Genomic DNA, 9,648 nt, shown 5'->3' on the forward strand with positions numbered 1-9,648 from the left:
GCGCGTGCACTCCTCCGCGGTCTTCCTGATCGAGTTCGGTGCCATCATCCTCGGACTCGGCCTGCTGGGCCGGCTCGCCGCGCGCCTCAGGTTCTCGCCGATCCCGCTGTATCTGCTGGCCGGGCTGGCCTTCGGCGAGGGCGGGCTGCTGCCGCTCGGCGCCAGCGAGGAGTTCGTGGCGATCGGAGCCGAGATCGGCGTCATCCTGCTGCTGCTCATGCTGGGCCTGGAGTACACGGCCGGCGACCTGGTCTCCAACCTCAAGACGCAGTACCCGGCCGGCCTCGTCGACGCCGCCCTCAACGCCCTGCCCGGCGCCGGGACGGCCCTGCTGCTGGGCTGGGGCCCGATCGCCGCCGTCGTCCTCGCCGGCATCACCTGGATCTCCTCCTCCGGGGTCATCGCCAAGGTCCTCGGCGACCTGGGCCGCCTCGGCAACCGCGAGACACCGGTGATCCTCAGCATCCTGGTGCTGGAGGACCTGTCCATGGCGGTCTATCTGCCGGTCGTCACGGCCCTGCTGGCCGGCACCGGCCTCGCCGCCGGCAGCCTCACGCTGGGTGTCGCGCTCGGCGTGGCGGGCGTGGTCCTGCTGGTGGCGGTGCGGTTCGGCCGGCACATCTCACGCTTCGTCTCCAGCGACGACCCGGAGAAGCTGCTGCTCGTGGTGCTCGGGCTGACGCTGCTGGTCGCCGGTGTCGCGCAACAGCTCCAGGTCTCGGCGGCCGTCGGCGCGTTCCTCGTCGGCATCGCGCTGTCCGGCGAGGTCGCCGAGGGCGCCCACCTTCTGCTCGCACCGCTGCGGGACCTGTTCGCGGCGGTGTTCTTCGTCTTCTTCGGCCTGCACACCGACCCCGCGAGCATCCCGCCGGTCCTGCTGCCCGCGCTCGCACTGGCCGTGGTGACCGCCCTCACCAAGATCGCGACAGGGTACTGGGCGGCCCGGCGCGCGGGCGTCTCGGTCCGGGGCCGCTGGCGGGCCGGCGGCACTCTGGTCGCGCGCGGCGAGTTCTCCATCGTCATCGCCGGACTCGCGGTCACCTCCGGGATCGACTCCGATCTCGGTCCGCTGGCCACGGCCTATGTGCTGATCCTCGTCGTCCTCGGCCCGCTGACCGCCCGGTACACCGAGCCGCTCGCGCTCCGGCTGACCGGACGGCCGGGCGGGCGGACGGTGCCGGCCGAGGGTCCGCGCTCCGTCGTACCGGAAGAGGACACGATGGCCCGCCCCTGACCGGCCGCCGCCCGGAAGCGGCCCGCCCGGACGTACCGTGGTGCCATGTCCGCCCCTCCGCTCCCAGGCCCGCTGGCTCATCTGGCGCCGCTGCTCGAACACTACGGCTACTGGGCGGTGGGGGCCGTGGTCCTGGTGGAGGACTTCGGGGTGCCCGCGCCCGGCGAGACGATGCTGATCGCGGCGGGGGTGTATGCGGGCGCGGGCCGTCTGAACATCGTCGCGGTCGCCGCCATCGCCTTCGCCGCGGCCGTCGTCGGGGACAACATCGGCTATCTGATCGGCCATTTCGGCGGACGGGCGTTCGTGCACCGGTGGGGGAAGTACGTCTTCCTGACGCCGGAACGGTTCGCGGCCGCCGAGGAGTTCTTCGCCCGGCACGGCGGCAAGATCGTCACCGTGGCCCGGTTCATCGAGGGCCTGCGCCAGGCCAACGGCATCATCGCGGGCACCTCCGGGATGCACTGGCGACGCTTCCTCGCCTTCAACGCCCTCGGGGCGGCCCTGTGGGTGGGCCTGTGGACGGCCCTGGCCTATGTGGCGGGCAGTCACATCACGGTGATCTACGACGCGGTCAACCGTTATCTGCTCTACGTCGTCATCGCCGCCGCCGTCCTCGTCGCGGCCCTCGTCGTACGGCACTTCGTGCGCAGGCGGCGCGCGGACTGACGGCGTCCGCGTCGCACAGGACCGGCGCTCACCGGTGCTTGGGGACGCGCGCCGTGCGCCGCGAGGACTGTCCTTCCGTGTCGTTCCCGGCCGTCGGGCCTGTGCCGGGGGCGCGCTCGTGGCCGCCCCGCAGGGCGGAGGCGAGGGCGGAGACCAGGGCCATGCCGGCGGCGACGCAGAAGACGATCGTCAGGCCGTGGTGGAAGGGCCCGGAGACCAGTTCGGGGAAGAAGGTGTGCCCGGTCAGGGTGGCGCGCTGGGCCGCGGTCAGCTGGTCCAGGGTGCCGCCCGAGCCGAGCAGGTGGCCGACGGGGTTGTTGCCGAGGAAGGTGGCGAACAGGGTGCTGACCGGCGGCAGCGAGGCCACCTCGTGGGCGGTGCCGGCGGGAACGCCATGGGCGTGGAGCCCCTGGGCGAGCGTCCTCGGCAGGGTGGCGGCGAGGCCGGACACCATCAGCGAGAAGAAGACCCCGATGGACAGCGCCGTACCGGAGTTCTGGAAGGTGGAGCGCATCCCGGAGGCCACGCCCCGGTGGCGGGCCGGCACGCTGCCCATGACGGAGGAGGTGTTGGGCGCCGAGAACATGCCCTGGCCCAGCCCGTTGAGCAGCAGCAGCGCCGCGAAGACGGCGTAGTCGAAGTTCACCGGCAGGGCGAGCAGGCCGAGGAAGGACCCGGCGACCACGAGCAGCCCGGCGGTGGAGAACAGCCGGGCGCCGAAGCGGTCCGACAGATAGCCGGAGACGGGCCCGGCGATCAGGAAGCCGAGGGTGAGCGGCAGCATGAAGATGCCTGCCCACAGCGGGGTGTCCTCGAAGGCGTAGCCGTGCAGCGGCAGCCAGATGCCCTGGAGCCAGATGATGAGCATGAACTGCAGCCCGCCCCGGGCGATCGCGGTCAGCAGCGCGGCCAGGTTGCCGGCGGCGAACGCCCGCACCGTGAACAGCGACAGCCGGAACATGGGCTCGGCGACCCGGGTCTCGACGAGGGCGAACACCAGCAGCAGGAAGAGGCCGCCGAGGAGTCCGGTGAGGACCCAGGGGCTGGTCCAGCCGGTGGAGTGGCCGCCGTAGGGCTGGATGCCGTAGGTGATGCCGGCGAGCAGGACGCCGGCGCCGCAGGCGAAGGTGAGGTTGCCGAGCCAGTCGATCCGGCCGCGTGCGCCGGCCGCGGTCTCGCGCAGGCTCAGATACGACCAGACGGTGCCGGTGACACTGACCGGGACGCTCACCCAGAACACCGCCCGCCAGTCGACCGCGGCCAGCAGACCCCCGGCGAGCAGACCGAGGAACTGCCCGGCGAGCGCGGTGATCTGGTTGATGCCGAGGGCCATGCCGCGCTGCCGGGCCGGGAAGGCGTCGGTGAGGATGGCGGCCGAGTTGGCGGTGAGCATGGACCCGCCGAAGGCCTGCACGATGCGCCACAGGATCAGCCACAGCGCGCCCGCGCCGGCCCGGAACGGGTCGAGGGACAGGGCGACGGAGGCACACGCGAAGACCAGGAAGCCCAGGTTGTAGATCCGGACCCGGCCGAACATGTCGCCGAGCCGGCCGAGCACGACCACCAGGACGGCCGAGACCAGCAGATAGCCGAGGATCATCCACAGCAGATAGCCGATGTTGCCGGCCGCGAGCGGGTCCAGGCCGATCCCGCGGAAGATCGCCGGCAACGAGATGATCACGATCGAGGCGTCCATCGTGGCGATCAGCACGCCCAGCGTGGTGTTGGAGAGGGCGATCCACTTGTAACCGGGTCCCGGGGACGTGTCCCGCAGCCGGGCGGCACGGGCGAGCAGCCGGGACCGTATACCGCCGGTCGCGCCGGGGCCGTCCGGTGCGGGCCGGGCCCCGTCCGATGCGGGCCCGGCGCCGTCCGGAGCGGGCCCCGTGCCGCTCACAGCCGTTCCGCCAGTCGGTCGAGCAGGGGCAGGACGTCCTGCAGGGCCTGCCGTTCGCGCGGGGTGAACTCCTCCAGGGCGTGGGCGAGCCGGCTCACGGACTCGGAGCGGCGCTGCTCCAGCATGGTCCGTCCCTCGCCGGTGAGGGAGACGATGGCCCGGCGCCCGTCGGCCGCGTCGGGGGCACGGCTCACCAGCCCGCGCTGTTCGAGACCGGCGAGCGTACTGGCCATGGCCTGCGGCCGGACCCGCTCCAGCTCGGCGAGCGACCCGGGCGAGTCCGGACCGCCACGGGCGAGCCGCGCCAGCACCGAGACCTCGGAGAGCGACACGTCCCCGACCGCGTGCGCCTGCCGCAGTCGCCGGACGATCCGGCCCATGGCCAGCCGGAGCCCGGCGGCGAGTGCAACCGTGTCCATGGTGATAACGATAGGTTTATCAGTCTGGACTGTTCAATCAAGCGTAAGCAATGACGCGGCCCTCACGAGGCCGGTGGGAGACGGCCGGGGCGTGGGTTCTCCGGGCCCTCGGCGTCCGGTTGCGGGCGCGGCGGTGGGGCCTCGCCCGCGGTGAGGTGTTCCAGGACCTCGACCAGCTCCTGGCAGGCCTTCTCCACGGAGCTGCGGGTGTTGCGCTGCTCGGTGATCACGGCGGACAGCAGCAGCGCGGTCAGGGCCATCGAGCCGTTGAACGCCTGGAGTTTGGCCATGACCTCGATCCGGCTCAGCCCGGCGAAGGCGCCGACGGCGTCCGTGGCGGCGACCGTGGCCAGCACGGAGGTCAGCAGCGCGCACAGCACGCTGCCCACCAGCTGGAAGCGCAGGGCGGTCCAGATGAGCAGCGGGTAGACGAGGTAAAGCAGGCTGAGCGAGCTGTAGACGGCCAGCGGCAGCAGCGCGCAGGCGATGACGGCGAGCGCGGTCGCCTCCTTCCAGCGGGCCGTGGGCAGCGGCCGGCGGGCGTTGCCCAGCGACAGCAGGAGCGGGGTCACGGTCAGGACGCCCATCGCGTCGCCCACCCACCAGGCCAGCCAGACCGGCCAGAAGCTGTGCGCGGCCAGGTGGCCCGTGACGACGAGCAGGCCGACGCCCACGGTCGCGCTGATCAGCATGGCGCCGAGCGCGCCCAGGAACACCAGGGCGAGGCCGTCCCGTAACCGGCCGAGGTCGGGGTGGAACCGGGCCCGGCGCAGCAGCAGGGCCGCGCACACCGGCGCTGCGGTCTGGCCGGCGAGGGTGACGAGCACGTCGAGGCGGGGGGTGACGATGGACAGCACGACGAAGAAGGCGCCGATCGTGATGCCGGGCCAGCAGCGCGTACCGAGGATCAGCAGGGCGGCGACGGCGACGCCGCTGGCGGGATAGATGGGGGTGACGACCGCGCCCTCGACGACCAGCTCACGTATGAGCCCGATCCGGCCCGCGGCGAAGTAGCAGGCACCGACGGCCAGCACCTGGACGACGGAGCCGCCTCGCCGGCGCAGATCCTCGTTGCCCACCACAGCAGCAATCTCACACCGCCGGCCCCGGCTCGGCGAGGCGAGACCGGGTGCCGTCCAGCCCTATGGCGTAATGCCGGGATGCCCCGGACCGGGGCGGGGGGGGCAGCGCCGGTGCGGCCGGCGGTGACCGTCGCGGCCTGCCGGGGACCGGGCCGCGCGAGCCCGCCACAGGACGCCCCCGCCAAGGGCACTGCCCGCCCACCCTCACGCCACGACGGTCAGGAAGGGGAGCGGGGGCCGTCCAGGCCGACGACGAGGACGGCCGCGTCGTCCTCGTGTCCGACGCTCTCGGCGCCCTTGATCACGGCGGCGGCCAGTGCGTGCACCTCCAGGCTCGCGACGGCGGCGATGCCGGCGAGGCGCACCACCTGGTCGAGCCCGTCCTCGACGGTCAGCGACGGTCCCTCGACCACGCCGTCGGTGACCAGGACGAACACCCCGCCCGTGGTCAGCCGGTGCCGGGTCACCGGGTACTCCATGCCCGACTCGATGCCGAGCGGCGGCCCGCCTTCGTCGTCGACGACACCCGACTTGCCGTCCGCCGTGGCCCACACGAAGGGGATGTGGCCGGCCCGGGCGCTCTCCAGCACCCCGGTGGCCAGGTCGAGGCGCATGAAAGTGCAGGTGGCGAACAGATCGCTGCCCAGGGCGAGCAGCAGCTCGTTCGTGCGGGCGAGCAGTTCACCGGGGTCGCTGGTGACCGAGGCGAGGGCGCGCAGTCCGGCCCGCACCTGCCCCATGAAGGCGGCGGCCTCGATGTTGTGCCCCTGGACGTCGCCGATCGCCAGCCCGATCCGGCCGTCGGGCAGGGCGAAGGCGTCGTACCAGTCACCGCCCACGTTGAGGCCGAGGTTCGCCGGGGTGTAGCGCACGGCGAGGTGCAGGCCGGGGGCGGTGGGCAGGTCCCGGGGCAGCATGCCGCGCTGCAGGGCGATGGCCAGCTCGACCTGGCTGCGCTGCAGCTCCGCGCGCTGGCGTGCCTGGGCGGTGAGCGAGCCGAGCCGGGCCAGCAGCTCGTCGCCTTCGTCCATGGGGCGCTTGCGGGGCATCGATCACTTCCGGCACGGCGGTGACCCTCGGCGGCCGACCACCTGAATCTTCGGCAAACGTCTAGATTTTACCGATATCTGATATTTACGCCCTGAGAGGGAGCCTCGGGATCTCCGTCCCCGCCGCGGGCGCGCTCACGTCCGCCTTCGCCGCCGGCATGATCGCCGGGGCGCCGCTGATGGCGTTGCTCGGCCGGCGCCGGCTGGCGCGGCAGACGCCGTCGGCGCCGCCCTCGGCCCGCTGCTGGGCGGTGCGGGCGATCGACGGCGGGCTCGGCTACCGCTCACCGGTCCGGGTCAGCGCCCTGCTGATCACAGCGGCGCTCGCCGGCCTGGCCGTGGCCGGGCGCGGCGAGCGCGAGGGGCAGCCCGTGTGACGGACGGCGGCGGTGGCTCACAGCGGGGACGTGGCCACCACCGTCACATAGGCACCGAACAGCAGGGACGCGACAGCGAGGGCGCCGTAGACGAGCACCGCGTGGGCCGGGCGGACCCGCCAGGTCCGCATCAGCGCACGGGCCAAGGGGATGAGCAGCGGGAACGCCGGCAGCAGGAACCGCGGCTTGGAGGAGAAGGAGCCGGACCCGCCGACCACGAGCAGGAGCAGGACGCCGGAGAAGACCACCAGCGCCAGCGGGGCACGTTCCAGGCACAGCAGCGCGAACAGCAGGATGCTCGCCGCGACGATCACCAGGGCCACCGGATAGACGACACCCCCGCCGTGCAGCAGCAGGGCCTTGACGAACTTGGCCGCGCCGACGCCGCCGTCGAACTTGGAGTCCCAGGCGCTCTGCACCGTGAAGTAGCCGCCGAGCAGGTTTCCGGTCTGGCTGCCGACCCACAGCACATAGCCGAGCCAGCCCAGCGGGGCGAGCACGGCGCCGGCCCACAGACTCACCGGGACCCGGCCGCGCTGCCGCAGTGCCTCGTAGCCGGCGGCGACGGAGACGGCCAGCGCGATCGCGAAGCCGCTCGGCCGGGCCAGGCCGGCGAGCGCGGCGAGCGTCCCGGCCCACAGCCAGCGGCCCTTGAGCACGTGGTACAGGGACCAGACGGCGAGCGCGGCGAACAGCGACTCGGTGTAGGCGATGGTCAGCTCGGCGGCGTGCGGCATGGCGGCCCACACGGCGACCAGGGCGGTGGCGACGCCGCGCCCGTAGAGCATGTGACCGATGGCGTAGACGCCCCACGCCGCCACGACCGCGGCGATCCACGAGATGAGCAGCGCGGCCTGGCCGGGGGTCAGCGGCAGGACTGTGGTGAGGGCCCTGATCATGCCCGGGTACAGGGGAAAGAACGCCCAGTCGGCTTGGACGGAACCCTGCGGGGTGATCCAGATCTTGTGACTGTAGCCGTACTCGGCGATGTGGAGATACCAGCGGGAGTCCCATGAGTGGGCGAGGCTCTTGACGAGCGGGTGCCCGCGCACCGCGTTGGTGAGGATCATCACCAGAATCCCGGCAAACCGGACTGCCGCGAACAGAGCGAGGGCCGGCAGCACGCCCTCAGGTGTCCCGCGCCGGGTGATCCGGGGCAGGGCCGGGCGTCGTAGGGGGCCGGCGGGAGCGGCCGACTCGGGCCGGGGTACGGATGAGGTGCTCACCCTCTTGACCTTGAACACGCCTGGTAAGACGTGCAATCCGCGACCCGGGTTTCTTACATTCTTCCACCCTGATTCAGGAAATTCCCCTCGTTCAGAAATCCTGGCAATCACTAACAAACACCCCATATCAGGACCCATCGAGGACCCTCAGGAAGATCAACATAGGGTGTGGTAAACATATGAGCGCTGCCTAGCTCGAAAGATGGATGTTGTGACTGTCAACGACGACTCGTTCACCAACTGGAAGATCCGCGAGGAGATCGCGGAGTCGATGATCCCGCTCATCGGGAAGCTGCACCGCGAGCGGGACGTGACCGTCCTGCTGCACAGCCGCTCCCTGGTGAACAAGTCGGTGGTCAGCATCCTGAAGACGCACCGCTTCGCCCGGCAGATCGACGGCGCGGAGCTGTCGGTCACCGAGACCATGCCGTTCCTGCAGGCCCTGACCACCCTCGACCTCGGGCCCTCCCAGATCGACCTCGGCATGCTGGCCACCGCCTACAAGGCCGACGACCGCGGCCTGGGCGTCGCGGAGTTCACCGCCGAGGCCGTCGCCGGCGCCACCGGTGGCAACAAGATCGAGCGCCGTGAGCCGCGCGACGTCGTCCTGTACGGCTTCGGCCGCATCGGCCGGCTCGTCGCCCGCCTGCTGATCGAGAAGGCCGGCTCCGGCAACGGTCTCAGGCTGCGCGCCATCGTCGTGCGCGGCGGCGGTGCGCAGGACATCGTCAAGCGCGCCTCGCTGCTGCGCCGCGACTCCATCCACGGCCAGTTCCAGGGCACGATCACCGTCGACGAGGCCGACAGCACCATCGTCGCCAACGGCAACGCCATCAAGGTGATCTACGCCGACGACCCGTCGCACGTGGACTACACCGAGTACGGCATCCGGGACGCCATCCTCATCGACAACACCGGCAAGTGGCGTGACCGCGAGGGCCTGTCGAAGCACCTGCGCCCCGGCATCGACAAGGTCGTGCTGACCGCGCCGGGCAAGGGCGACGTCCCCAACATCGTGCACGGCGTCAACCACGACACCGTCAAGCCGGACGAGCGGATCCTGTCCTGCGCCTCCTGCACCACCAACGCCATCGTGCCGCCGCTGAAGGCGATGGACGACGAGTACGGTGTGCTGCGCGGCCACGTGGAGACCGTCCACTCGTTCACCAACGACCAGAACCTGCTCGACAACTACCACAAGGCCGAGCGCCGCGGCCGCTCCGCGCCGCTCAACATGGTGATCACCGAGACCGGCGCCGCCTCCGCCGTCGCCAAGGCGCTGCCCGACCTCAAGGCGAAGATCAGCGGCAGCTCGATCCGCGTCCCGGTGCCGGACGTCTCGATCGCGATCCTCAACCTCCAGCTGTCCCGTGCGACCACCCGCGAGGAGGTCCACGACTACCTGCGCGAGGTCTCGCTGACCTCGCCGCTGCGCCGCCAGATCGACTTCACCACGGCGCCCGACGCGGTCTCCAGCGACTTCATCGGCTCGCGCCACGCCTCGATCGTGGACGCAGGCGCCCTCAAGGTCGACGGCGACAACGCGATCCTCTACCTCTGGTACGACAACGAGTTCGGCTACTCCTGCCAGGTCGTCCGTGTCGTCCAGCACGTCTCGGGCGTCGAGTACCCGACGTTCCCGGCGACGGCCGTCTGATCCCTCTCGCCGAGACGCGTACGGCCGCCGACCGGGGG

At 71.7% G+C, this 9,648-nt stretch carries 9 protein-coding genes; 4 read left to right on the forward strand and 5 right to left on the reverse strand.

All coding sequences use genetic code 11. The features are described from left to right. Positions 1-4 precede the first annotated feature (4 nt). Together LE548_RS02325 and LE548_RS02330 are read left to right on the forward strand one after the other, a co-directional pair. Positions 5-1,234 carry a cation:proton antiporter gene (locus tag LE548_RS02325; RefSeq protein ID WP_225094868.1) on the forward strand — a complete coding sequence of 410 codons (1,230 nt, stop codon included), beginning with the start codon at positions 5-7 and terminating at the stop codon, positions 1,232-1,234. A gap of 45 nt (positions 1,235-1,279) precedes the next feature. After that, complete coding sequence (locus LE548_RS02330) at positions 1,280-1,903, forward strand: DedA family protein (protein ID WP_225094869.1); 624 nt, start codon at positions 1,280-1,282, stop codon at positions 1,901-1,903. Between the two features lie 28 nt (positions 1,904-1,931). Here the strand turns inward: LE548_RS02330 and LE548_RS02335 are convergent, their stop codons facing one another. From LE548_RS02335 to LE548_RS02350, 4 genes are all read right to left on the reverse strand, one after another. After that, the gene (locus LE548_RS02335; RefSeq protein ID WP_374116013.1) at positions 1,932-3,599 is read right to left on the reverse strand and encodes an MFS transporter; all 1,668 of its coding nucleotides are present in this window, start codon (positions 3,597-3,599) and stop codon (positions 1,932-1,934) included. A gap of 197 nt (positions 3,600-3,796) precedes the next feature. Beyond that, complete coding sequence (locus LE548_RS02340) at positions 3,797-4,219, reverse strand: MarR family winged helix-turn-helix transcriptional regulator (protein WP_225094870.1); 423 nt, start codon at positions 4,217-4,219, stop codon at positions 3,797-3,799. Positions 4,220-4,281: 62 nt separating this feature from the next. After that, on the reverse strand, positions 4,282-5,301 hold the full coding sequence (locus tag LE548_RS02345) for an MASE1 domain-containing protein (protein WP_225094871.1): 1,020 nt from the start codon (positions 5,299-5,301) through the stop codon (positions 4,282-4,284). Positions 5,302-5,519: 218 nt separating this feature from the next. Beyond that, complete coding sequence (locus LE548_RS02350; protein WP_225094872.1) at positions 5,520-6,350, reverse strand: PP2C family protein-serine/threonine phosphatase; 831 nt, start codon at positions 6,348-6,350, stop codon at positions 5,520-5,522. A gap of 158 nt (positions 6,351-6,508) precedes the next feature. Between LE548_RS02350 and LE548_RS02355 the strand changes: the two genes are divergently transcribed. Beyond that, complete coding sequence (locus LE548_RS02355; protein ID WP_225094873.1) at positions 6,509-6,727, forward strand: hypothetical protein; 219 nt, start codon at positions 6,509-6,511, stop codon at positions 6,725-6,727. A gap of 17 nt (positions 6,728-6,744) precedes the next feature. Here LE548_RS02355 and LE548_RS02360 read toward each other — a convergent pair whose 3' ends face one another. After that, positions 6,745-7,971, reverse strand: a complete 1,227-nt coding sequence (locus LE548_RS02360; RefSeq protein WP_374116006.1) for a hypothetical protein — start codon at positions 7,969-7,971, stop codon at positions 6,745-6,747. A 193-nt stretch (positions 7,972-8,164) separates the two neighbouring features. Between LE548_RS02360 and LE548_RS02365 the strand changes: the two genes are divergently transcribed. After that, entirely contained in the window at positions 8,165-9,610 is a 1,446-nt protein-coding gene (locus tag LE548_RS02365; RefSeq protein ID WP_225094875.1) for a glyceraldehyde-3-phosphate dehydrogenase, read from the forward strand. The last annotated feature ends 38 nt before the right edge of the window (positions 9,611-9,648 follow it).

Origin of the sequence: Streptomyces sp. CoH27, assembly GCF_020181035.1 — a bacterium.
Classification (GTDB): Bacteria; Actinomycetota; Actinomycetes; order Streptomycetales; family Streptomycetaceae; genus Streptomyces; species Streptomyces camelliae.

Excerpts from the sequence above, each read along its gene's own strand:
- LE548_RS02330 (WP_225094869.1), top strand. The coding sequence starts at position 1,280 with ATGTCCGCCCCTCCGCTCCCAGGCCCGCTGGCTCATCTGGCGCCGCTG.
- LE548_RS02335 (WP_374116013.1), bottom strand. The coding sequence starts at position 3,599 with ATGGACGCCTCGATCGTGATCATCTCGTTGCCGGCGATCTTCCGCGGG.
- LE548_RS02340 (WP_225094870.1), bottom strand. The coding sequence starts at position 4,219 with ATGGACACGGTTGCACTCGCCGCCGGGCTCCGGCTGGCCATGGGCCGG.
- LE548_RS02350 (WP_225094872.1), bottom strand. The coding sequence starts at position 6,350 with ATGCCCCGCAAGCGCCCCATGGACGAAGGCGACGAGCTGCTGGCCCGG.
- LE548_RS02355 (WP_225094873.1), top strand. The coding sequence starts at position 6,509 with ATGATCGCCGGGGCGCCGCTGATGGCGTTGCTCGGCCGGCGCCGGCTG.